Source organism: Nocardia sp. NPDC024068, assembly GCF_040638875.1.
Classification (GTDB): Bacteria; Actinomycetota; Actinomycetes; order Mycobacteriales; family Mycobacteriaceae; genus Nocardia.
On sequence record NZ_JBEZYU010000008.1, the window covers coordinates 64648 to 86672 of the forward strand.

Consider the following 22025-nt stretch of genomic DNA (forward strand, 5'->3'; position numbering starts at 1 on the left):
GTAATCCGGTGGACCGCGATCGGCAATCAGCGGCCGATAGAACTGTTCCATGAGCACAAAGGCTATTCCGGCGCCGACCTCCACGGAGGAGGCGATGTATACGACCCAGGCGGCCAAGACCCGGGCAGTGACGTCCGAGCCGGACCCGGCGCTCGCGTTCCGGAACGTTTCGATGGTGTTCGAGAACGGAACCGCCGCCCTGCGCGATATCGATATCGCGGTTCGCCCAGGGGAATTCGTTTCCCTGGTCGGCCCGTCCGGATGCGGCAAATCGACCCTGCTGCGCCTGGCGGCCGGTTTCGAAGAGGCCAGCTCCGGCTCGGTCGATGTGGCCACCGAACAACTCGGCTACGTCTTCCAGGAGGCGACACTGCTGCCGTGGCGCACGGTGCTGCGCAATGTCGAACTCCCCGCGGAACTGGCCGGGGTGGATCGGGCCGAACGTCGCGCCGCCGCCCTCGACGCCATCGAGCGGGTCGGCCTGGGCGGCTTCGAGAAACACAAACCGGCGCAACTGTCCGGCGGGATGCGCATGCGGGCCTCGATCGCCCGCGCGCTCACCCTGCGCCCGGAGGTGTTCCTCTTCGACGAACCGTTCGGCGCGCTCGACGAGATCACCCGCCAGCGCCTGAACGAGGAAGTGGGCGGGCTGTTCCGCCGCGACGCGTTCGCGGGTGTGTTCGTCACCCACTCGGTACCGGAGGCGGTGTTCATGTCGACCCGGGTCGTCGTGCTCACCGGCCGTCCGGGCCGGGTGGCCGCCGATATCACGGTGCCGCTGGACTTCCCCCGGGAGGCCGGTATGCGGTACACGGCGGAGTTCGCCGAGATCGCCGGCACCGTCTCCGCCGCCCTGCACGCCGCCGAGAAGGCGGTCGCGGCATGACCACCGTGGCGGCGGATACCGCCGCACAGACGGTCACCGCCGAGTCCCGTCCGAAATCCTCCGCGGCCCGCCGCGCGCGGCCCGCTCCGGTTCGCGTCATCGCGCCCGTGGTGGTATTCGTCCTGGCGATCGGCGCCTGGTACTTCGCGAGTCACTATCTGATCGCCGCGGAGTCGCGGTTCCTGCTGCCGGGCCCGGACGAGGTGATCACCGAGGGATTGCTCGACGCCGCGGTGCGGGCCGAGATCCTGTCCGCGCTGGGATCCACGGTGCTGGTGGCGCTCAGCGGGCTGGTCATCGCCATGGCGCTGGGGGTGGGATTCGCGGTGGTCATGAGCCAGGCGCGGTGGGCGGAGTACTCCCTGTACCCGTACGCGGTGATCCTGCAGACCATTCCGATCCTCGCGGTGGTGCCGCTGTTCGGATTCTGGTTCGGCTACGAATTCGGCAGCCGGGTGATCGTCTGCGTGATGGTCTCGCTGTTCCCGGTCGTCACGAATACGCTGTTCGGCCTCAAGGCCGTCGCGCCGGCCGAACACGACCTCTTCACCCTGCACGGCGCCACGCGGTGGCAGCGGTTGCTGAAACTCCAGTTGCCGGCCGCGCTTCCGGCGATGATCTCGGGTTTCAAGATCTCCGGCGGGATGGCGATCATCGGTTCGATCGTGGCGGATTTCTTCTTCCGTCAGGGGGAACCGGGGATCGGGCGGATGATCGACGTCTACCGGCAGCGGCTGGCGACCGAGGAACTGCTCACCGCCCTGCTGCTCTCCTCGCTGGCCGGTCTGATCCTGTTCTGGTTCTTCGATTTCCTGGCCGTCCGCGTCGAACGGGCCCACGGTCGTCGTCGCGGCCAGTGATCACGGGCCGCCGTCGCGGCCGGTGACTTCGCCCGGTCGTACCACCCTCGGCCCGAACCGGGGGACCGCGGCCGCGGCGCTCTCTCCCCATCCACCGTTTCACACCAGGAAGTCCCATGAAGAGATCCCTTTCCGCCCTTTCCGCCGTAGCCGGCGTCGCACTGCTCACCGCGTGCGGTGGCGCGACCTCGGTACCCGAACCCACCGGTGAGGGTCCGCTGGCCGGTGTCTGCCCGTCCACCGTCGTCATCCAGACCGACTGGTACGCGACGCCGGAACGCGCGGCCGCCTTCCAGCTCGTCGGGCCCGACGGCACCGTCGACGTCAACAAAGGTTCCTATGCCGGCCCGCTCGGCGATACCGGTATCAATGTCGAGGTCCGGCTCGGTGGGCCGTTCCTGGGCGGCCAGCCGGTTCCGGCGCAGATGTATCAGGACACCTCGATCACACTCGGATTCGTCCCGACCGACGACGCGGTGAGGGCGCAGTCGGAATTCCCGGTGACCGGAGTCTTCGCTTCGCTCGACGTCAATCCGCAGATCGTGATGTGGGACCCGGCCACCTACAAGGTCGGGTCCTGGAAGGACGTGCCCGGTACCGGCGCCCCCGTCGTGTACAGCGAGGGCAAGATCTTCATGGACTACCTGGTCGCCAACGGATTCGTCCGCCCCGATCAGGCCGACGCCTCCTTCGACGGCACCCCGAGCCGGTTCGTCGCCGAGCGCGGCAAGGTGATGCAGCAGGGCTACGTGTCCAACGAGCCCTATCGGTGGGCGCACGATGTCGAGGGCTGGAAGAAACCCACCGACTATCTGCTGGTGCACGAAGCCGGTTACGAGATCTACCCGCACGCCTGGTCGGTGCGCGCCGGTGAACTCGAATCGCTGCGGCCCTGCCTCACCGAACTGGTGCCCAGGCTGCAACAGGCCCAGGTCGACTACATCGAGAACCCGGAACTGGTCAACGCCGCGCTGCTGCGTATCGCCGAAACCATCCCGGACGGCCCGCCGATGACCGCCGCCGGTAACTCCGATTCGGTGAAGGTGCAGGTCGCGGAGAAGATCGTCGGCAACGGGCCGGACAGCACGCTGGGCGATTTCGATACCGCCCGGGTGGACCGGGTGATCGACGCGGTGACCCCGATCCTGCGCAAACGCGGTGACCAGATCGCCGACGGCCTCACCGCCGCCGAGCTGGTGACCAACGAATTCATCGATCCGGCCATCGGGCTCCCGGCCGCGCCGAAGCCCTGAACCCGGCGCCGTCCGGCCGGGCCACCCGGCCGGGCGGCCCGCTGAACCGCCCTCCGGGAGCCGTCCGTGCCGCGGTTGCCGAGGGGCGGTTGCCGTCCGCTCACGGCGCGAGCGTCGCCGCGATCGCCGCGGTGACCTCACGCGCGAGTGCCGCGTCGACCGGTGCGTGCCGGCCGAGCAGCCGGTACCACATCGCGCCGAAGGCGAAGTCGACCGCCAGATCCAGGGAGGTACCGGCCGCGAATTCACCTGCGTCCACGCCGCGTTGCAGCAGTGTCCGCAGTGCGGCTCGTCGCGGTCCGATCACGGTCTCCTGCAACCGTGCCGACAGCGCCGGATCGCGCTGCGCGTCCGACATCAGTCCCACCAGGGCCTGGCCGGTCACGCTCCGGGCGAGTTCGAAGGTGGTCGTCAGCAGTTCTTCCACCCCGTCGAGTACGGGCCCGGGTTCGTCCGCGGCATCGAGCGCCGGATGCCGCGCCGCCAGGTCGGTCAGCGATTCGAGCAGGATCGATGCCTTGTCCGGCCACCACCGGTAGAGGGTCTGCCTGCCGACTCCGGCGGTTTCCGCGATCGACTTGATCGTCAGTTCCTGATAGCCGTGGCGTTCGCAGAGTTCCAGTGCGGTGCGCAGGATCGCCCGCCGGGCGTCCTCACTGCGTGGCCGGCCCCGAGTACCTGTCATACCGGACACTTTACAAGACACGATGCCTCGAATATATTAACGAGGCACGGTGGTTCGAAAACCGTGCGAGACGAACTCGGGAGGCAGCCGTGGGTAAGAAAGTCGTCATCGTGGGTGGCACATCCGGTATCGGCCTGGCGACGGCCGGGCGGCTCATCGCCGCCGGTGCCACGGTCGTCATCGCCGGTCGCGACAAGGATCGCCTGAACAGTGCGCTGGCCGAACTCGGTGCGGAAGCCCAGGGTTTCGTCGTCGACGCCCGCGACGAACAGGACCTGGCGCGCATGTTCGCCGAGATCGGGCCGGTCGACGATATCGTCGTGACGGTCACCGGTCCCGCCGGCACCACGCCGTTCCGGGAGGTGACCCGCGAGCTTCTGCAATCACATGTCTCGGGCAAACTGCTGCCGCATATCGCGGTCGTTCAGGCGGCGCTACCGCATCTCGCGCCCGGTGCGTCGGTCACCCTGGTGTCCGCCGCCTCCGCGGGCGGGTCGATGCCGGGTACGGCGGCGTTGGCCGCCGTCAATGCCGCGGTGGAAGCCACCGTTCCGGTGCTGGCGCTCGAGCTGGCGCCGGTGCGGGTGAATGCCGTCTCACCCGGGGTGATCGACACCGACTGGTGGAACTTCCTGCCCGGCGACGCCCGCGCCGACGTCTTCGCCGGAATCGCCGCCGCGACACCTGTCGGCAGGGTGGGGTCGGCCGACGATATCGCGCAGGCCATCGAATTCCTGATCGGCAACAGCTTCACCACGGGGATCGTGGTGCGGGTGGACGGCGGGGCAAGGCTGGGATCGCCACAGTGATCACCAGCGGCCGGTCGCCGATCACGCGGCCGGCCGCGCCGTTCGCTCCGGAGGCGGTTCGACGAGGTCACAGGGCGGTTCCCCGCGCTTCCGACTTATACGGAAGTGATATTCTCCTGCAGTGGAATCGCCGGTCAACCCGCAGGTCGGCGACGTTCTCTACCTCATGGCCACGGTGGAACGGGCCGAGGGGCTCACCGAGTCGCAGCTGTCCGGGCTCTCGGTCGGCAGTGCCGCCCTCGTCCGCGGCGATATGCCCGCCGCGCTGGCCGGTTTCGATATCGTGCTCGCCGCCCCGGACCTCACCGAACAGACCCGCGACCAGGTGGCCGCGCTGCGATTGCTGACCGTGACGCTGCTCGGCGATCGGGCCGGCCGCGCGGCGGATTCGGGTGGGTTCACCGGCGGTCCGGCGCTGCGCGCGGTCACCCTGTGCCTGCGCGCCGACCGGCACTGGCGGGCCGGTGAACTCGCGGAAGCGCTGTGGCAGAACCAGCTGGCCGAGAACGTCGCGGCCGAGGCCGGCCCGGTATGGCATGTCTACACCCGGCTGATGTCGGCGAAGCGGCTGGTCGATATGCGGGTCACCGCCCGGGCCGCCGATCTGGTCGCCCGGGTCCGCGACGAGCAGGATCGGTACGGACTCCACGCCTTCGAGTCCATACCGGCCGCCTTGGAGGCCGCGCTGTGCCTCCAGCGTGATGAACCCGAGGCCGCGTTACGCTTCGCCACCGCCGCGATCGGATACGCCCAGCGGCACCGCACCACCGTCGCGGTACCGCGGGCGCTGGCGGTCTCCGCGCTGGCCCACCTCCGGCTCGGTGATATCGGCAGCGCGACCGGGCAACTGGGCCGGATGCGTGAGCTGCCGGACTACTTCGTGCTCCCCGATACCGTCGCCCGCGCCGCGCTGATCGATATCGCGGTGGCCGCGCGCCGGTCCGGCCCGGACGCCGCGGCCGGTCTGGTGCGCGCCGGTTGGCCGGTGATCGAAGCCGAACCGTCCTCGTTCCTCGAAGATCCCACGACTGCCGGTGTGCTGACCGGTATGTCGGTGCGGGCGGGCGATCTCGCGACGGCCCGGCTCGTCGTCGAAGCCACCGAGGCCCTCGCGCAACGGAACCCGGGGATCTCGCTGCTCTACGACGCCGCCCGCTACGCCCGTGCCGTGCTCCACGGCGACGCGCGCGCACTCGCGGGCCTACTCGATTCCGTCTCCGACCCCTACCTGTCGCGCCATCTCCGGACCGCGATCGGTGCCGCGCCCACGGACTCGCTGCCCGGCGGCGAACGGTTCCCCGCCGAGGGCCCCGCACACCAGCCTCCGGCGACCGGCCCCGGCCTCGCGGACGCCGAACTCACCGACCGGGAACACGAGGTCGCGGGGCTGGTGGGCCGCGGGATGACCAACCGGCAGGTGGCGCGGGCCGTCGGTATCACCGAGCACACCGTGAATTTCCATCTCCGCAAGATCTACCGGAAACTCGATATCTCCTCGCGCGCCGAACTGATCCGGAGAATAGCCCGCTCCGGCTGAACACATCGGTGCTACCCATCCTGCTACTACCTATCTTGGTAGTGCCTATTCGCGTTGCGCTGCAATACCATTCGAATATGGGCAGCGGGGCCTGATCACGATCCGAAACCTATTCGTACAAGGAAAGCGGGGGATTGGGTGAGCGACTTCTGGGAGCGGGCGCAGCTCATACGCGAATCAATTCGCGAAGATCTGTTGAATCCGGATTCGAAGAATGCCGACGGAGCCGATATGGCTTCCCGGCTGATAGCCCTGGGCTGGAGCGGGGTCGGCATTCCGCGGCAGTGGGGCGGGCAGGGGCGGGGCACACTCGCGCGGCTGGTGGCGATCGAGGAGGCGGCCCGGACGGATGCCGCGCTGGGCGCGAGCCTATCCGCGGCGACCCTGGGCACGGGCCTCTTACTGGAGTTCGGTGACGAGCGCCAGCGTGCCCGCTGGCTCCCGCAACTGGCCCGCGGTCAGGACATCATGACGATCTGCATGACCGAGGCCGATTCCGGATCGCATCTGCTGGGTATGGGAACCACCGCGGTCCGCGACGGTGACCACTGGATCCTCAACGGCCGCAAATGGTTCATCGGTAACTCGCATATCGCCACCCTGCACGGGGTGATCGCGCGGACCTCACCCGGTGCGCACTCCCGGGCGCTGAGCGCGTTCGTGGTCGAGGCCGGAACACCCGGCTGCTCGGCCGGTATCGAGCACGACCTGGCCGGATTGCGGGGATTCGGGCTCGGTGAGGTCGTATTCGAGGACTGCCGGATACCGGCGGCGAACATGATAGGAGGGGAGGGCGAGGGGCTCGGCTACGCGCACGCGGTGGTAACCCGGCACGGAAAGCCGAATATCGGTTCGGTGGCACTGGGGCTGGCCACGGCGGCACTGGACCGGGCACGCGAATACAGCCGGAACAGGGTGCTCTACAACGCGCCGCTGTCCGGGCTCGACAGTGTGCAGCGCCGCCTCGCCGATATGTTCGCCGGTATCTACAGCAGCCGGCTGGCGTTGTATCACGCGGCGTCCCGGCTCGACGCCGGCCATCTGCACGACGTCGGCTTCATCATCGGAAAACTGCAGGCCAGCGAGACGGCCGTGCACTGCGCGACCGCGGCCGTGGAACTCATGGGCGCCCGCGGCTGCCATCCCGGTATCGGCGCGGTGCAACTGCTCGACGACGCGCTGATGACGCTCGCACCGTCGGGCACCTCCGATGTCATCCGGAAACGGCTGGCCGAATTCGCCCTCGAGGTGCATCGTCCGGCGCCGGAAAGTGCCCCGGTATGAAACCGGTACGCATCCTTTCACTTCTTCTTCCCTATTCCGACAGGAGTTCCTGCTGTGCATGACATTCTGACCGTGGGTGATGTCCAGGAAATGACCTATACGGTGCCCGCCGACAAGACCGTGCCGCATCTGTATCCCGAATCCGAGGATTACCGCATCATGCCGGAGGTTTTCGCCACCGGATTCATGGTGGGCCTGCTGGAATGGTCGGCGATCCGCGCGCTGCGCCCGGTGCTCGAAGAAGGCGAGGGCAGTCTCGGCACGATGGTGAACATCCTGCACAGCGCACCGACTCCGCCCGGCGCCCGGCTCACCGTCACCGCCCGCTGCGTCCGGGTGGACAAGAACTATGTCGAGTGGGAGGTCGAGGCCCGCGACGACGACGGGGATGTGGCGGCCAAGGGCACCCACGGCCGGCATGTGATCGATACCGGCCGGTTCTTGAAACGGGTCGCCGCCAAGGCCGAACGCCTGGTCCCGGTCCGCGCGTCGTGAACACCGCCGCCGTATCCACCGCCGGCCGCGCCCCGCACGGATGGTCGGTGGGTACGGCGGGCCTCGCGACCGTCTGGGCGCTGCTGTGGGCGGGCGCGTTCCTCGCCACCCAGATCGCTCTGCGGGACGCGGGACCGGCGGCAGTGGTGGGCGCACGTTGTGCGCTCGCGGGGCTGGTCCTGCTCGCCCTCCGGATCAGGCTGCTGCACACGCTGTCGCCCCGCTCGCTGCTCGCACTCGGACTGCTGGGGCTGCTCAACAATATCGGCTATCTGCTGGTGATGGCCTGGGCGCTACCGCATCTGTCGGTGGGGATGGCCGCCGTCCTGTCGGCGTGCACCCCGCTGCTGGTGCAGCTCGGTTCGGCGGCGCTGGGCGACGCCCGGCTCTCCGGGACACGGCTGCTCGGCCTGCTCCTCGGGTTCGGCGGCATCGTGGTCTCCGCGCTCGACCGGCTCGGGGCCGGGGTGATCACCGCGGCGGGAATCGCCGCGGGTGCCGTCGCGGTGGGATTCCTGGTGGTGGCCACCGTGTGCACCCCGCGCCTGGTCGGCGATATCGACCCCTACCTGGCCACCGGGTGGCAGGCGCTGGTCGGCGGGGTGCCGATGGTGGTGTTCGCCGTGCTCTCCGGCGGGACCGTGGATTTCGGGCCCGCACTGGCCGGTGCGGTGCTGTTCCTCGCGCTCGGCGCCTCGGTGATCGGGATGAGCCTGTGGCTGCTGCTGATCCGGCGGGCCGGGCCGGCGGGCGCCAGTGTCGCCCAGTTCATGCCGCCGCTGTTCGGGGTCGCGCTCGGGGCGCTCGTCCTCGGGGAGGAGGTCACCGTCGTCGAAATCGCCGCCGTCGTCCCGGTCGCGGCGGGGATCGTCCTGGCCACCCGGCGCCCCGCGGCCGCAACGGCTGAACGGCTGGGCGCCGTAACGACCGAACGGCTCGCCGCCGGAACCACCGGGCGGTCCGCTGCCGGAACCACCGGGCGGCTCGCCGCCGGAACCACCGGGCGGTCCGCTGCCGGAACCACCGGGCGGTCCGCTGCCGGAACCACCGGGCGGTCCGCCGCCGCAACAACCGGGCGGCCCGCCGCCGCGCAACCGTCATCCGGGCGGACATCGTCCGGTTCCCGACACCCTGAGGAGTCGTCATGAGAGACGCAGTGATCGTCGAGGCTGTCCGCACCCCGATCGGAAAAGGTAAGCCCACCGGTGCGCTGCACGGCGTGCATCCGGTCGATCTGCTCGCCCACAGCCTGCGAGAACTGGTGGAACGCAGCGGTATCGACCCGGCGCTGATCGACGATGTGATCGGTGGCGTGGTCACCCAGGCCGGAGAGCAGTCGGTGAATATGAGCCGGCGCGCCGCGCTGGCCGCCGGCTACCCGGAATCGGTACCCGCGACCACCGTCGACCGGCAGTGCGGCAGCAGCCAGCAGGCCATCCATTTCGCGGCCCAGGGCGTGATCGCGGGAGCCTACGACATGGTGGTGGCGGCCGGCGTGGAATCGATGAGCCGGGTGCCGATGGGCGCCAGTGTGCTCGGCGCTGACCTGGACGGCGCCGATTTCCTGGCGCGCTATCCCGAACCGCTGGTCTCGCAGGGCATCAGCGCGGAACTCATCGCGGCCCGCTGGAAGCTGAGCGGCGGCGAGGTGGACGAGTTCGCGGCCGTCAGCCATGAGAAAGCGGCCCGCGCCACCAAGGACGGCGCCTTCGACGCGCAGTTGGCCCCGCTCGCGGGCCTGGCCACCGACGAGGGCATCCGCACCGGGACCACCGTGGAAACACTCGCCGGACTGCGCCCCGTCTTCCACAGCCCGCAGCTCGCGGACCGCTTCCCCGAGATCGGCTGGCACGTCACCGCCGCGAACGCCAGCCAGATCAGCGACGGCAGCGCGGCGGTACTCATCACGACCAGCGAGAACGCGGCTCGGCTCGGCCTGCGGCCGCTGGCCCGCCTGCACAGCTTCGCCGTCGCGGGCGACGATCCGCTGCTGATGCTCACCGCGGTGATCCCAGCCACCCGCAAGGTCTTGGAGCGCGCGGGCCTCGATATCTCCGATATCGACCTCTTCGAGGTGAACGAGGCCTTCGCGTCGGTGGTGCTGGCATGGGCCCGGGATGTGGCAGCCGACCTGTCCCGGGTGAATGTGCACGGCGGCGCGATCGCCCTCGGGCATCCGCTCGGCGCCTCCGGCGCCCGGCTGGCGACAACCCTGGTGCACGCCCTGCGGGACCGCGACGCCCGCTACGGCCTGCAGACCATGTGCGAGGCGGGTGGTCTGGCCAACGCCACCGTCTACGAACGTCTCTGAACTGCGAAACTCCCGGAAACGCCGCCCCGGCCGGGTACGGCGAGTACAACCGGAACAGGGCCGAATCCGCCGGAGCACGAGGACCACGCGCATGAACGACCAGCACATCGCCCCGCAGGACGGATATCCGCGGGCGGCGGAGACGACACCCGGATGGCATGCCGAGCGCACCCCGGATCGTCCGGCCGTCATCATGGCCGCCAGCGGCCGGGTCGTGACCTACCGGGAACTGGAACAACGCTCGATCCGCGGCGCCCGTGCCCTGCGGGCCCGCGGGCTGCGGACCGGCGACCATATCGCGATCCTGATGGAGAACAACGCCGCGAACCTGGAGATCGCGTGGGCGGCACAGCGGTCGGGCCTGTACTACACCGCGATCAACTGGCATCTGACCGCCGGTGAAGTGCAGTACATCCTCGACGACTGCGGCGCGACCGCGTTGATCGCCGGCGACTCGGTGGCCGCGGTGGTCGCGGAGCTGGACCTCACCCGGATCCCGGTACGGATCGCGGGCGCGGGTGCGCTGCCGGGTTTCGAGAGCTACGAGGAGGTGCTGGCGGCCGAATCACCCGAACCTCTCGGGGCCGACGAATGCGAAGGCCGGGAGATGCTGTACTCCTCGGGCACCACGGGACGGCCCAAGGGGATCCGCAAACCGCTACCGGCCACCCCGCTGGGCGATCCGAGCGCCGCGCCCGTGCAGATCGCGCGGGGGCTGCTGGTGAGCGGCGGTACCGAGGGTGCTGTGTACCTGTCGCCCGCGCCGCTCTACCACGGCGCGCCGCTGGTGTTCTCCATGTCCTGGCACCGGCTCGGCGCCACCGTGGTGGTGATGGAACGGTTCGAGCCCCGCCTGTGCCTGGAATTGATCGAACGGCACCGGATCACCCACACCCAGATGGTGCCCACCATGTTCGTACGCCTGCTGCGCCTGCCCGCCGCCGACCGCGCGCGCTACGACACCTCCAGCCTGGTGGACGTCGTCCATTCGGCCGCGCCGTGCCCGGTCGCGATCAAACAGCAGATGCTGGACTGGTGGGGACCCATCATCTCCGAGTACTACTCGGGCACCGAGGATGTGGGCAACACCTATATCACCGCCCGCGAATGGCTCGAGCACCCCGGATCGGTGGGCCGGCCCGCACAGGAATGCCATATCGTCGGCGAGGACGGCGCGGAGCTTCCCCCGGGGGAAGTGGGGGTGGTGTATTTCGCCGGCGGCCGCCCGTTCGAATACCACCACGACCCAGGCAAAACGGCGTCCGTGGCTCATCCGAAGGGCTGGCGCACGCTCGGCGATATGGGATACCTGGACGCCGGCGGCTACCTCTATCTGACCGATCGCCAGGCCCATATGATCATCTCCGGTGGTGTGAACATCTATCCGCAGGAAGCGGAGAACCTCCTGGCCGCCCATCCCGCCGTCGTCGATGTGGCGGTGATCGGGGTCCCGGACGCCGAAATGGGGGAGTCGGTGAAAGCGGTGGTGCAGCCGGTCGATCCGGCCGCCGCGAACGCCGATCTGGCGTCCGAACTCATCGCCTCCTGCCGCGCGGAACTGGCCGCCTACAAATGCCCCCGCACGGTCGACTTCGTGGACGAACTACCGCGTGATCCGAGCGGCAAACTGTACAAACGGCAGCTGCGGCAGCAGTACTGGCGCGACCACGACAACCTCATCGTCTGACTCCCGCTTCCCGGCCGGGGCATCGATATCCGGGCGTGCGGCCGCTGCCGATCGGTCCGTCGGGGTGGGAACTCACCGGCGGCCGGGGCCCTTGGCCGGCCGTTTCGCGGGCACCGGGACGTGCACGAGATCTACCTCGAATACTTTCGGGGCCGTGCCGCATTCGGCGATCATCAGTATCGCCTCCTTGCGTATCGCCTGTTCGTCGAGGACAATCCTCGTCACGCCGAACGCTGGTGCGGTGATGAGCCATCGGGCGCCATCGCAGCTCACCCTCACCTCGAAGCGCATGCTTTCCCCTTTGTGATTGTCATCGACCCCACGGGCCGTACCGGTGCGCGAACGTCCGGCACGGCCGCCGATTCGACGTTAAGGAGCCGGTACCCGTCCAGGCGAGCGGTGAGCACAAGTTTGCACAGATGCCGTTTCCTGTGCGGCAGGAGTAAACAGCGGGGTGCATCATGGACCCGGTACGGGAAAACTCGTGCTCATCTTCGGAACAGGGGTCGAACAATGCAGTTGGCGTTCCTCGGCAAAGGCGGTTCTGATCTGGGCGGCTGCCCGAGCCTCTACACGACGGATCAGGAGAGCTATCTGGTCCAGGGCTGGGAGACGGAGAGACCGGAGACCATCGAAATCCCGCATCTGCTGGTCGGTTACGTCGAGCCCGACACCTTCATCGGCGCCACGATGACCGATACCGGACGGGGCACATTCACTCTCACCGGTCGCCCCGTCGCCGATCACGAGGTTCTGGCGCAGCTCGAGCTCGCGCCGAACGAAACCGCGATCGAAGTTCCGAAGACCCCGAGGGCGTTCTACGGTGCTCTACCTCCCGCATGAACCGCCGGACTGGGCGGCACTGCTCGGTGGCTCCGGCCTCGAGGCGTTCCACCTCGAGGTCGGAGACGACTACGCCGTCCCCACCGAGTCGGACCGGTACCACCGCTTCCTCGAAGGGCGGCCAGTCCTTGCGGACGAGTACAAGGACCGGTGGAACGCGCTGATCCGGGAGACGATCGCCCGGGGCGTCACGGTCCGCAGGGTGCGGGTGGTCACCGTTCCGCATACCGCCTACCACCGGTGGCTGCTCTCGGTGAGCGATACCAACACCGAGGCCGGTGAGGACATCCGATACGTTCCCCGGCATCTGGCCGGAGACGTCCCGCCGGACGACTGGTGGCTGATCGACAACGAACGCGTCGTCTACAACCTGGTGGACGGGCGCGGGGGTCCGGCCGGACTGGCGATCACCGCGGACCCGGTGATCGCCGGGCACTGCCGGACCGTGAAAGAGCGGCTCTGGGAGCTCGCGACGCCCTACCCGGAGTACGCACGACAATGACCGATGTACACGACGCGCGGGAAGCGCTCGGAGCCCGGCTCCGCGAGATCCGCCGCACCGCCGGACTCACCAACCGCCGGCTCGCGCACTTGGCCGGCTGGCACGAATCCAAGGTCAGCAAAATCGAATTCGCGCGGATCAGGCCCTCCGACGACGATGTCCGCGCCTACTGCCGCCACTGCGCTGCCGAAGATCAGCTGCCCGATCTGCTGGCCACCGCGCACACCATCGAGACCGCCTACCTGGAGTGGCAGAAGGTGCTGGGAACCGGGCTGAGACGCCGCCAGCAGAAATCCCTGAAACTCGAGGCGGCCGCCACCCATATCCGTGATTTCCAGCCGCAGATCATTCCCGGCCTGCTCCAGACGGCCGAATACGCCGAGGCGAAACTGCGGCGGGGGATCGAATTCCATCGCATACCCGGCGATATCGACGAGGCTGTCGCGAAACGAATGGAGCGCCAGCAGGTCCTGTACAAACGCGACCACCGTTTCCATTTCCTGATCGCCGAGCAGGCGCTCTACACCACGGTGGGTGGTGACGCCGTGATGGTCGGCCAGCTCGACCGGCTGTCCTCGATTCTGGGTATGCCGCGGGTGACCCTCGGACTCATCCCGTCCACCGCCGAAGCGCTGGTGGTGTCGACAAACTTCGCGATGTTCGACAATCGGCTGGTCATGGTGGAGGGCACGGCGGCCGAACTCACCATCACCCAGCCGCGGGAGATCGACGTCTACGGCCGCGCGTTCGACACGCTGTCGGAGCAGTCGGTGACGGGTGCGGCGGCGCGCGGACTGATCCAGGCGGCACTGCGGACGCGCGGGGCGGACGCGGGCCGCGGGTGATCGCTTCGAAAACGCCGGGCCGGCGGTTCGGCGGCCGATCGGTGAGTGGTGTGAATCCGCACGTCCAGGAGACGCTGCTACCGGAACGTAAAAAGTCAGATCTAATCTAAGTAAGATACTATCTAAGTTAGATCGAATCTAACGTTAATGAGGTGATCTATGCGGTTCAGGGGCCGTGGCGCGGATCTCGGGCTGTTGGACGAACAACTGCGGTCTGTTGCCGAGGGCAGGGGCGCGACCCGAGGGCGGGCCGTGATCATGACCGGGCGGCGCCGCGTCGGAAAGTCGCGTCTGGTCCAGGAATTCTGCGATCGTTCCGGGCTTCCGTATGTCCTTTTCCAGGCCACTCGGGGTCGCAATGCCGCGGCCGAACGGGCGGACTTCGTCTCCGCTGTCGTTTCTGCCCCGCTCGCGAATGCCGAGCTGGTGGCCGGGCTCGCCACAGCCGATTGGAACCAAGCGCTGCGCACCGCCGCCCTCGCGGCCGCCGATGACACGCCGAGTCTTGTCGTGATCGACGAAGTCCCCTGGCTCGTGGAGCAGGACTCCGAGTTCGAGGGTGCACTGCAGACAATCTGGGATCGGTATCTGTCCGCGAAACCGGTCCTGCTGCTGCTGGTCGGTAGCGACCTCTCGGTCATGGAGGCTCTGCAATCCCGCGACCGGCCGTTCTTCGGGCGAGCGACCAAGATGACAGTACAACCGCTGCACCTTGCCGACGTGCAGGAGATGACCGATCTGTCCCCGGCCGAGGCCGTCGACGCGCTGCTCATCACCGGCGGCTTTCCCGAAATCATCCAATCCTGGCGGCCGGGCAGCAGTCGCCCGGAGTTTCTCGCGGAGGCGCTGTCCAATCCACTGGCCCCGTTGCTCGTCGCAGGCGAACTGTCGCTCCTCGGGGAATTCCCCGAATCGAGTAGGTCGCGGGCGGTACTCGAGGCAATCGGCAGTGGGGAACGCACGCACGGCACGATCGCGGCACAGGCGGGAAATTCCGGGGCGCTGCCCGCGGGTACGCTGTCGCCGATATTGAACACGCTGCAGGCCAAGCGGATCGTTGCCGCGGATCTGCCCCTGTCGACCGCATCCGATACCAAGAACAAGCGGTACCGGGTGGCCGATTCCTATCTCCGGTTCTGGCTCGCATGCCTGGAGCGGGCGATCCCGTTGACCGAGCGAGGCCGCAGCGATCTGGCACTGGCTCGGGTCGAACGATCCTGGGCGAGCTGGCGGGGCCGCGCTGTGGAGCCGTTCGTCCGGGAATCGCTCGAACGACTCCTGCCCGACGAGCACTGGCCACAGGTCGAAGCCGTGGGCGGATGGTGGAACCGGCAGAACAATCCCGAGATCGACCTGGTCGGCACCGATCGGCGCCCTGTTGCCGGCGAGGTGGTATTCGTCGGCTCGATCAAATGGCTCGAAGATCGGCCGTTCGATCGTCACGATTACGATGCGCTGGCGCGCAGCGTGCTCGCTGTTCCCGGCGCGGCATCCACCACGCCGCTGATCGCGGTTTCCTGCTCCGGGACGGCCCCCGATCTGCCACTCGCGATGGCGTGGGGGCCGGACGACCTATTGCGTGCCTGGCGTTAGCCGCCGGCGGCCGACCGGCAACCCTGCCCTGCCCTGTCTACCGGCTCGGACGGTGCCGGCCGAGGAAGTCGTCGATGAGGGTGTTCACCGCGTCCGGTACCTCCACCGCGAGCAGGTGAGCGGCACCCGCCATGATGGACAACTCGGCACCGGGAACGGCGCGCGCCATCTCTTCGACCTCGGCGGGTGGGAAGGTCGAGTCCTCGCTGCCACCGATGATCAGGGTGGGCGTGCTGATCCGCGCGAGCAGTTGTCGCTGGTCCGGACGCTGGGGGACCACGCTGCGTACCGCGTGCCGGACTGAACGGATATCGTTGGCGCGCACTGTCTTCCGCACGTGCTCGACCGCTTCCGGCCTGGTCCGCATGGTGGTCGGACCGAGGAAGGCGTCGAGCGCGGAGCGGGTGAGCGGCCCGCGGAATCCGCCGAGGATGCGCGCGAGCACGAGCAGGGCACCGTACTCGAGGCGCTGGCGCACACCGGCCGGTGACGCTGTCCCGTTCATGAGGACGGCGGTCAGTACCCGCTCGGGGTAGAGGGCGCAGAACGTGGCGCCGATCATGGCGCCCCAGGAATTCCCGACGATATGCGCTCGTTCGATCTCGAGCGTGTCGAGGATCCGGCCCACACCTTGTGCGCATTGTTCGAAGGTGAACGGCCGGTCGAGCGGGGTGCTCGCGCCGTGGCCGGGCGGGTCGACGGCGATGGTGGTGAATCGCGCCGAGAAATGCGCGACCTGTGCGTCCCAGAGCGTGTGGTCCATCAGCAGACTCGGCCACAGCAGCATCGCCGGTCCCGTTCCGGTGACGCGGACGCGCAACGTGCCCAATTCGGTGGGTATATAGCGATCCGCCGCGCTCACGCTGATACTTCCGTTCCGGTCGGGGTCCGCGGACGAGCCGCCTGGTGGTACCTGTCGTAGACGCGGGTACCCCCGGTGGCCGGGGGCAGAGGCGATGACAATCCATTGTGCTGCGCGCGATAGAGCTGAACAGACATGGGTGAGTCGTACTTTCGCGATGGATTCCGGGTGGGATGAACAGATCGGGTTCGAGGGGAGATCAGCGGCCCGCCCGCAGGGCAGTCACCGGGGCAAATGTGAGCGTAGGGCGCCCCGGCCGGGTCTTCTATGGGCGGACACCATGAAACCCCGGCGTGCTCTCATGCGCTCCGCACAAATGAGGCGAGTCCCCGGCCGGAACGGCGATTGCTACCGCAGTAGGGCAGATGTCCTGTTGTTTCGCTCGTCCGGTCGATCATCGCGTGCCGGTCACGGGAACGGCGGTATCGGGTAGGAACCGAGGTCGGCGCCGGATCGGCACCGGACCCAGTGGGCCAGCTGTGCGGGAGCCTCCAGATGTGCCGCGTGCCCGGTTCCGGGGAGTACGCGGTAGGTGAGGCCCAGGGCCGCGCCGAGGTCCCGGACCGAACTGTGCCGGGCGGGCGGCGAATGCTGACCCAGGGTCAGGGTGATCCGATCCGCCAGGGCGCCGACCGGACGGGGTTCGAACGCGCGGAACATCGCCAGCTCCCCGGCGACCGTATCGCGCGCCGCGACCGTGAGCTCCGGTGACCAGGCGGGACCGTAGAGCGTGCGGCCGAACCCCGCCACACCCGCCCGCTCGAAAGCCCGCGCGACATCGTCGAGCAATCCCGGTGCGAGTGACCCGGCCGCCGGTTCGTGCAGGAGCGCGGCCGCGAATCCGACTCCGCGGGCCGCCATCTCCAGACCGAGTGTCGCGCCGCCGCTGACCCCCACCACGAACGCCCCCTCGCACAGTGGTGCGAGGGCGGCGACCTCGGTATCCATATCGCCGGACTGCGGCCGGTCCGGGGCGTGGACCTCGACGGCCGGGCCGAGGGCGGCGATCGTGGCCGCCCAGACCCGGCTGTCGGTGGCCACGCCGTGGATCAGGACGACTCTCATGCGGGTACGGACTGCTTCCCGAGCGCGGCCAGCAGTTGGTCGGAGGTGGCGACGGCACCGAAGATCCCGCCCTGCATGGTGACCATGCTGAGCGCCGCTTCGTGGTGTTTGCGTTCGGTGGCACCGGTGCAGTCGGACAGGATCAGGCATTCGTAACCGCGGTCGTTGGCTTCGCGCATGGTGGTGTGCACGCAGACATCGGTGGTGATACCGGTGAGGACGAGGTGGGTGATGCCCGCGCTGCGCAGCAGCAGGTCGAGGTCGGTGGCGTAGAAGGCGCCCTTGCCCGGTTTGTCGACGATCGGCTCGCCGGGGATCGGCGCCACCTCGGGCACGATCTCCCAGCCCGGTTCGCCGCGCACCAGGATGCGCCCGCACGGGCCCACACTGCCGATCTCCGCGCCGACCCGCGCGGACCGCCAGCGTTTGTTGGCGGGCAGATCGGAGAGGTCGGGGCGGTGGCCTTCGCGGGTGTGGATGACGGTGAAACCGAGTTCGCGGGCCGCGGCGAGAACACGCGCGGTGGGTTCCAGTCCGGCGCGGGTGAGGGACAGGTCGTAACCCATCTGGTCGACATAGCCGCCGGTCCCGCAGAAGTCGGTCTGCCAGTCGATCAGCAGCAGCGCGGTGCGGGCCGGGTCGACGGCACCGTCGAAGGGCCAGGCATAGGGGGTGGCGTCCACGGGGGTGATGGTCATGCGATGAGCTCCTTGTCGCGTCGCGCGGTCACTGTCGCGCAGAGGGTGAGGATGGCGGCGGCGGCCAGGAAACCGATGACGGCGTCCGACAGCCAGGGGGCGAATTCGTGGGTGATCAGCGCGGCGACCGCGCCGCCGGCCCAGGCGGTGAACGCGGGCCAGTGCCAGCGGGCGCGGCGTTCGCTCGCGCCGAGTCCGAACCGGGGCAGTACCAGCTGGTCGAGGATCACCACCGCGCCGATCGGCGGGACGACCACACCCAGCAAGTTCAGCCACTGTTCGAAATACGACCAGATTCCCGCGACCGCCAGCACCACACCGGCCGCGCCGAGGATGAGGGTGAGCCGCCGCATCCGGCCGCCGGAGAGCTGGCTCCAGCCGACGGCGCCGTTGTAGAGGCAGTGCGCGCAGACCGAGCCGAGGTTGATGAAGACGAACGCCACCGCCAGCGGCACCAGGATGCCGCCGTGGTCGACGAGCAGGCCGAGGAAGTTACCGCCGTCGGTGGCGGGGTCGGCGCTACCGCCCAGTGCCACCACCAGACCGCCGATCACCAGGGCGATCGAATTGCCCACCGGGAACGCCGAGGCCGCGGCGAGGAAGGCTTCGCGGCCGTTGCGCGACCAGCGGGTGAAATCGGCGGTCATGGTGCCGGAGTCGATGAACGAGGCGATCACCAGCGTCACCGCCGCCCCGAAACTCATCGCCGCCGCGCCCGCGCTGCCCTGGTAGGAGGCGGGTGAACCGCCGCCGTCGGCAACCGCGATACCGATCGCGACCAGGCCCAGCACCACATACACGGGAGCCGCGATCATGCCGATGGCCGACAGCGCGCGGATACCGAGCAGCGTCACCGCGACGAATCCGAGTCCGGCGGCGAGTGCGGTGAACTGTTCGTGCCAGCCGAGGGTGTCGTGCAGGATGGCGCCCGCCATCCCGGTTTGGAAGGCGAACCAGCCGATCACGATGGTCGCCAGGAAGGCCGAGGGCAGGAACGCCCCGGCCCGGCCGAAGGATTCGGCGGCGGTGAGCGCGAAGTTCTTCCCGGTGCGCCCGGCGATCACACTCAGCGATCCGACATACAGCATCATGCAGATATTTCCGACCGCGATGGCCAGCAGGCCGAGCCAGAAGCCCAGTGAGTAGACGATGAGTCCGCCGAAGATGGCGCAGGTCAGCACCATCGGGAACCCGAACCAGACCGCGGAGACCGAGGCGAGCCCGCGGCGGTGTTCGGCGGGAACCGGTGTGTTCTCGAATTCCTCTATTTCCCAGGTGTTCTCGGCTTCGGTGACCGTGGTGGTGCTCATAGCGCATCGGTACCTTCGGGGGTCGGGAGTTCGTAGATCACGGTGACGCTGCCGCCGCCGGGCGGGCCCTGATGTTCGGCGCCGCCGGAGACATACACCGCGCCGTCACCCTTGAGGGCCGCGAGCAGGCCACCGACCGCGCCGCGCGCATGCCGGGTCGCGTTGATATCGGAGTCGGTGAGCATGGTGTGCCGGAAACCGCGCACCGACCCGCGTGGATCGGCCTCCGCCTTGGCGAAGATCTGCCGGACCGTGCCCCCGGCGGCCGCGACCCGGGTCAGCAGTTCCTGCACCGAGGCGAGGTCGATGGCGTCGGCCATATGTCCGTGCAGCGCGCGCAACGGGTTGGCCGCGGTGGGGCTTTCGGCGACCACCAGCACATGGCAGTCGTCCAGTTCGGCGCCCGCGCTGGCCGAGGCCCGCGCCGACCACACGTCGGCGTCACCGGCCAGCGCCCGCAGCGCGGTCTCGCGATCGCATTCGCCGAGCGCGACCGCGATACCCAGCGAACTCGCCGCCCGCGACCAGCCCATCGACGCATAGGTGTCGGTGGCGACGGGAGCCTGCCCGGCGGCGTGCAGCGCGGTGATCTTGTCCGAGGTGAGCAGCGGACATTTCACCAGCACCAGATGGACATCGGCGGGCGTGACCCCCAGTTCGGCCAGCAGCTTCCCCACGGTGTCGGCCACGGTGTCCACCTGGGCCGCCCGGCCGACCTCCGCCGGATCGAGCACCCGGCTGCGCCGCGCCGCCGCGACCAGACCGCGATCGAACCCGGGATGGTGCCGGCCGTCGCGGACCAGCAGGTTCACATGCGGGCTCAGTACCCCTTCGGTGCCGCCGGAGAACACAGTCACCGCGGCCTCCGGGATGCGCGGCTCCCAGACTGCGGTGGCCAGGGTCCGGCTGAAATCGTTGACGCAACCGTTGCCCTCGGTCTTGCCGATGATCGAGACGAGATCCTCGGCGCGATAGCCGGACTCGGTGAGCACGTCGAAGGGGCGGGCATCGCCGGGGTCGGCGGTGGGGACGGTCAACAGGGCGATACCGGTCATGCGGCGCTCTCCTTCGTGGTGCGGTCCGGGGTGAGGTGGTTGAAGACGAGGTTGAGAACGAACGCCACGATGACCGTGCTGGTGATCGCGCCGCCGGCGATGATCCGGACCGAGGACGGCAGCCCCTCGTAGACCTCCGGCGCCACCACCGGGATCATGCCGATCCCCATGGCCAGGGAGACGACGAGCAGATTGTCGTTGCGGGAGTAGTCGACCCGGGCGAGCGTCGCGATCCCGACCCCCGCGACGGTGGCGAACATGACCAGGCTCACCGAGCCGATCACCGCTCCCGGCAGATTGGCGACCACCTCACCCATCTTCGGTACCAGCCCGAGCGCCACCAGCAGCCCACCCGCGACGGCGACCGCCCGGCGGCTCGCCACCCCGGTCATCCGGACCAGGCTCACGTTCTGCGCGAAGATCGTGTCCGGGAACGAGGTCAGGAACCCGCCCAGGACGGCGGAGGCGCCGTCGGCGCCGAGCGCGCGGGCCAGCCGCTTCGGTTCCAGCGGGCGACCCAGATGATCGGCGGTGGCCATCAGGTACGCGGTGGATTCGGTGAAGATCACCAGCATCACCAGGCACATCGAGATGATTCCGGCGATCGGGAAGGTGGGCGTGCCGAACAGGAACGGGTTGGGCAGGCCGAACCAGTCGGCGGTGCCGACGGCGCTGAAATCGGTGAGCGAGAGGGCCGCCGCGGCGACCGTGCCGAGGACCAGTGCGATCAGGACCGCGGACTGCGCGACGATGCCGCGGCCGTAACGCATCAGGACGACGATCGTCACCACCACACCAAGGGCCAGCGCCAGCGGGGCGCCCCCGGCCGGTTCGTCGCCGAAGGTCATGGATACGGCCTTGCCGATCAGCGACAACCCGATCATGGTGACCGCCGCGCCTCGCACCATCGGCGGGAAGAACCGCACCAGCTTGGAGAACGGGATCGCGACCAGCATGCCGAAGATGCCCGCCGCGATCATGGCGCCGTAGACGGCGGACAGCCCGTATTCCTCGCCGATCAGGATCATCGGCGTGACGGCGGTGAAGGAGGCACCGGCCACCACCGGCATCCGGGCTCCGAGCAGTTTTCCGATCCCGAGGGCCTGCACGAGGGTGATCACCCCGGCGACCAGGAGGTCGGCGTTCACCAGCGTGGCGATGGTGGAGGTGTCCAGGCCCAGGGCGGCGCCGAAGACGAGCGGGACCGCGACGCACCCGGTGTACATGACGAGCACGTGCTGGATTCCGAACAGCGCGGTACGCCACCAGGGCAGCGGAGGAGCGGGGGTCAGCGGCGGCGACTGGGTCGGGGCGGCGTCGGTGGACATGGGACCTGACCTAGGGCAGAGGAAACAATCAACACCCAGATTTGTATACAAACACTGTTTCGTGGATGTTGCTCAAGGTTCCAGGGCCGTGAACTATTGGCTTTGAAGTGATGGGTT

General features: G+C 68.7%; 22 protein-coding genes. 14 read left to right on the forward strand and 8 right to left on the reverse strand.

Annotated features, from left to right (window positions below; genetic code table 11):
* Nucleotides 1-49 precede the first annotated feature (49 nt).
* The 3 genes from AB0F41_RS10795 to AB0F41_RS10805 all read left to right on the forward strand — a co-directional run bounded on the left by AB0F41_RS10795 (nt 50) and on the right by AB0F41_RS10805 (nt 2999).
* Nucleotides 50-886, forward strand: a complete 837-nt coding sequence (locus AB0F41_RS10795; protein WP_357422577.1) for an ABC transporter ATP-binding protein — start codon at nt 50-52, stop codon at nt 884-886.
* Nucleotides 883-1746 carry an ABC transporter permease subunit gene (locus tag AB0F41_RS10800; RefSeq protein ID WP_357422578.1) on the forward strand — a complete coding sequence of 288 codons (864 nt, stop codon included), beginning with the start codon at nt 883-885 and terminating at the stop codon, nt 1744-1746. Before AB0F41_RS10795 ends, AB0F41_RS10800 begins: the two co-directional genes overlap by 4 nt.
* A gap of 116 nt (nt 1747-1862) precedes the next feature.
* Nucleotides 1863-2999, forward strand: coding sequence for an ABC transporter substrate-binding protein (locus AB0F41_RS10805; RefSeq protein ID WP_357422579.1), 1137 nt, complete (start codon nt 1863-1865; stop codon nt 2997-2999).
* Nucleotides 3000-3099: 100 nt separating this feature from the next.
* Here the strand turns inward: AB0F41_RS10805 and AB0F41_RS10810 are convergent, their stop codons facing one another.
* Nucleotides 3100-3684 carry a TetR/AcrR family transcriptional regulator gene (locus tag AB0F41_RS10810; protein ID WP_357422580.1) on the reverse strand — a complete coding sequence of 195 codons (585 nt, stop codon included), beginning with the start codon at nt 3682-3684 and terminating at the stop codon, nt 3100-3102.
* A gap of 89 nt (nt 3685-3773) precedes the next feature.
* Here AB0F41_RS10810 and AB0F41_RS10815 point away from each other — a divergent pair, with 89 nt between their 5' ends.
* The 7 genes from AB0F41_RS10815 (at nt 3774) to AB0F41_RS10845 (ending at nt 11807) form a co-directional block, all read left to right on the forward strand.
* Nucleotides 3774-4493, forward strand: a complete 720-nt coding sequence (locus tag AB0F41_RS10815; protein ID WP_357422581.1) for an SDR family oxidoreductase — start codon at nt 3774-3776, stop codon at nt 4491-4493.
* Between the two features lie 121 nt (nt 4494-4614).
* Entirely contained in the window at nt 4615-6030 is a 1416-nt protein-coding gene (locus AB0F41_RS10820; protein ID WP_357422582.1) for a LuxR C-terminal-related transcriptional regulator, read from the forward strand.
* 138 nt (nt 6031-6168) lie between these two features.
* Entirely contained in the window at nt 6169-7314 is a 1146-nt protein-coding gene (locus tag AB0F41_RS10825) for an acyl-CoA dehydrogenase family protein (RefSeq protein WP_357422583.1), read from the forward strand.
* A 54-nt stretch (nt 7315-7368) separates the two neighbouring features.
* Nucleotides 7369-7809: a thioesterase family protein gene (locus tag AB0F41_RS10830; protein WP_357422584.1), complete on the forward strand. Its 441-nt coding sequence runs from the start codon at nt 7369-7371 to the stop codon at nt 7807-7809.
* A complete protein-coding gene (locus AB0F41_RS10835) occupies nt 7806-8957 on the forward strand; it encodes a DMT family transporter (RefSeq protein WP_357422585.1) in 1152 nt (383 codons plus the stop codon). The genes AB0F41_RS10830 and AB0F41_RS10835 overlap by 4 nt, the downstream gene beginning before the upstream one ends.
* The gene (locus AB0F41_RS10840) at nt 8954-10120 is read left to right on the forward strand and encodes a thiolase family protein (RefSeq protein WP_357422586.1); all 1167 of its coding nucleotides are present in this window, start codon (nt 8954-8956) and stop codon (nt 10118-10120) included. The genes AB0F41_RS10835 and AB0F41_RS10840 overlap by 4 nt, the downstream gene beginning before the upstream one ends.
* A gap of 91 nt (nt 10121-10211) precedes the next feature.
* Nucleotides 10212-11807: an acyl-CoA synthetase gene (locus AB0F41_RS10845; RefSeq protein WP_357422587.1), complete on the forward strand. Its 1596-nt coding sequence runs from the start codon at nt 10212-10214 to the stop codon at nt 11805-11807.
* A 72-nt stretch (nt 11808-11879) separates the two neighbouring features.
* Here the strand turns inward: AB0F41_RS10845 and AB0F41_RS10850 are convergent, their stop codons facing one another.
* Nucleotides 11880-12098, reverse strand: a complete 219-nt coding sequence (locus tag AB0F41_RS10850; protein WP_357422588.1) for a hypothetical protein — start codon at nt 12096-12098, stop codon at nt 11880-11882.
* 222 nt (nt 12099-12320) lie between these two features.
* On the opposite strand from AB0F41_RS10850, the gene AB0F41_RS10855 reads away from it, so the two are divergent.
* From AB0F41_RS10855 to AB0F41_RS10870, 4 genes are all read left to right on the forward strand, one after another.
* The gene (locus AB0F41_RS10855) at nt 12321-12650 is read left to right on the forward strand and encodes a hypothetical protein (RefSeq protein WP_357422589.1); all 330 of its coding nucleotides are present in this window, start codon (nt 12321-12323) and stop codon (nt 12648-12650) included.
* Nucleotides 12631-13152: a DUF6879 family protein gene (locus AB0F41_RS10860; protein ID WP_357422590.1), complete on the forward strand. Its 522-nt coding sequence runs from the start codon at nt 12631-12633 to the stop codon at nt 13150-13152. The genes AB0F41_RS10855 and AB0F41_RS10860 overlap by 20 nt, the downstream gene beginning before the upstream one ends.
* Nucleotides 13149-13997: a helix-turn-helix transcriptional regulator gene (locus AB0F41_RS10865; protein ID WP_357422591.1), complete on the forward strand. Its 849-nt coding sequence runs from the start codon at nt 13149-13151 to the stop codon at nt 13995-13997. Before AB0F41_RS10860 ends, AB0F41_RS10865 begins: the two co-directional genes overlap by 4 nt.
* Nucleotides 13998-14156: 159 nt before the next feature.
* A complete protein-coding gene (locus tag AB0F41_RS10870) occupies nt 14157-15590 on the forward strand; it encodes a DUF234 domain-containing protein (protein WP_357422592.1) in 1434 nt (477 codons plus the stop codon).
* A gap of 37 nt (nt 15591-15627) precedes the next feature.
* Here the strand turns inward: AB0F41_RS10870 and AB0F41_RS10875 are convergent, their stop codons facing one another.
* The 6 genes from AB0F41_RS10875 to AB0F41_RS10900 form a co-directional block, all read right to left on the reverse strand.
* On the reverse strand, nt 15628-16452 hold the full coding sequence (locus AB0F41_RS10875) for an alpha/beta fold hydrolase (protein ID WP_357422593.1): 825 nt from the start codon (nt 16450-16452) through the stop codon (nt 15628-15630).
* A 408-nt stretch (nt 16453-16860) separates the two neighbouring features.
* Entirely contained in the window at nt 16861-17517 is a 657-nt protein-coding gene (locus tag AB0F41_RS10880; protein ID WP_357422594.1) for an alpha/beta hydrolase, read from the reverse strand.
* Nucleotides 17514-18215, reverse strand: a complete 702-nt coding sequence (locus AB0F41_RS10885; RefSeq protein ID WP_357422595.1) for an isochorismatase family cysteine hydrolase — start codon at nt 18213-18215, stop codon at nt 17514-17516. The genes AB0F41_RS10880 and AB0F41_RS10885 overlap by 4 nt, the downstream gene beginning before the upstream one ends.
* A complete protein-coding gene (locus AB0F41_RS10890) occupies nt 18212-19525 on the reverse strand; it encodes a cytosine permease (RefSeq protein ID WP_357422596.1) in 1314 nt (437 codons plus the stop codon). The genes AB0F41_RS10885 and AB0F41_RS10890 overlap by 4 nt, the downstream gene beginning before the upstream one ends.
* On the reverse strand, nt 19522-20580 hold the full coding sequence (locus AB0F41_RS10895; RefSeq protein ID WP_357422597.1) for a ring-opening amidohydrolase: 1059 nt from the start codon (nt 20578-20580) through the stop codon (nt 19522-19524). The genes AB0F41_RS10890 and AB0F41_RS10895 overlap by 4 nt, the downstream gene beginning before the upstream one ends.
* A complete protein-coding gene (locus AB0F41_RS10900) occupies nt 20577-21908 on the reverse strand; it encodes a nucleobase:cation symporter-2 family protein (RefSeq protein ID WP_357422598.1) in 1332 nt (443 codons plus the stop codon). The genes AB0F41_RS10895 and AB0F41_RS10900 overlap by 4 nt, the downstream gene beginning before the upstream one ends.
* Nucleotides 21909-22025: the final 117 nt, after the last annotated feature.

Bases quoted from the DNA above. Each gene is read 5' to 3' on its own strand.
- AB0F41_RS10795 (WP_357422577.1), top strand. From the start codon at position 50: ATGAGCACAAAGGCTATTCCGGCGCCGACCTCCACGGAGGAGGCGATG.
- AB0F41_RS10800 (WP_357422578.1), top strand. From the start codon at position 883: ATGACCACCGTGGCGGCGGATACCGCCGCACAGACGGTCACCGCCGAG.
- AB0F41_RS10805 (WP_357422579.1), top strand. From the start codon at position 1,863: ATGAAGAGATCCCTTTCCGCCCTTTCCGCCGTAGCCGGCGTCGCACTG.
- AB0F41_RS10810 (WP_357422580.1), bottom strand. From the start codon at position 3,684: ATGACAGGTACTCGGGGCCGGCCACGCAGTGAGGACGCCCGGCGGGCG.
- AB0F41_RS10840 (WP_357422586.1), top strand. From the start codon at position 8,954: ATGAGAGACGCAGTGATCGTCGAGGCTGTCCGCACCCCGATCGGAAAA.
- AB0F41_RS10845 (WP_357422587.1), top strand. From the start codon at position 10,212: ATGAACGACCAGCACATCGCCCCGCAGGACGGATATCCGCGGGCGGCG.
- AB0F41_RS10850 (WP_357422588.1), bottom strand. From the start codon at position 12,098: ATGCGCTTCGAGGTGAGGGTGAGCTGCGATGGCGCCCGATGGCTCATC.
- AB0F41_RS10855 (WP_357422589.1), top strand. From the start codon at position 12,321: ATGCAGTTGGCGTTCCTCGGCAAAGGCGGTTCTGATCTGGGCGGCTGC.
- AB0F41_RS10865 (WP_357422591.1), top strand. From the start codon at position 13,149: ATGACCGATGTACACGACGCGCGGGAAGCGCTCGGAGCCCGGCTCCGC.
- AB0F41_RS10870 (WP_357422592.1), top strand. From the start codon at position 14,157: ATGCGGTTCAGGGGCCGTGGCGCGGATCTCGGGCTGTTGGACGAACAA.
- AB0F41_RS10880 (WP_357422594.1), bottom strand. From the start codon at position 17,517: ATGAGAGTCGTCCTGATCCACGGCGTGGCCACCGACAGCCGGGTCTGG.
- AB0F41_RS10885 (WP_357422595.1), bottom strand. From the start codon at position 18,215: ATGACCATCACCCCCGTGGACGCCACCCCCTATGCCTGGCCCTTCGAC.
- AB0F41_RS10890 (WP_357422596.1), bottom strand. From the start codon at position 19,525: ATGAGCACCACCACGGTCACCGAAGCCGAGAACACCTGGGAAATAGAG.
- AB0F41_RS10895 (WP_357422597.1), bottom strand. From the start codon at position 20,580: ATGACCGGTATCGCCCTGTTGACCGTCCCCACCGCCGACCCCGGCGAT.
- AB0F41_RS10900 (WP_357422598.1), bottom strand. From the start codon at position 21,908: ATGTCCACCGACGCCGCCCCGACCCAGTCGCCGCCGCTGACCCCCGCT.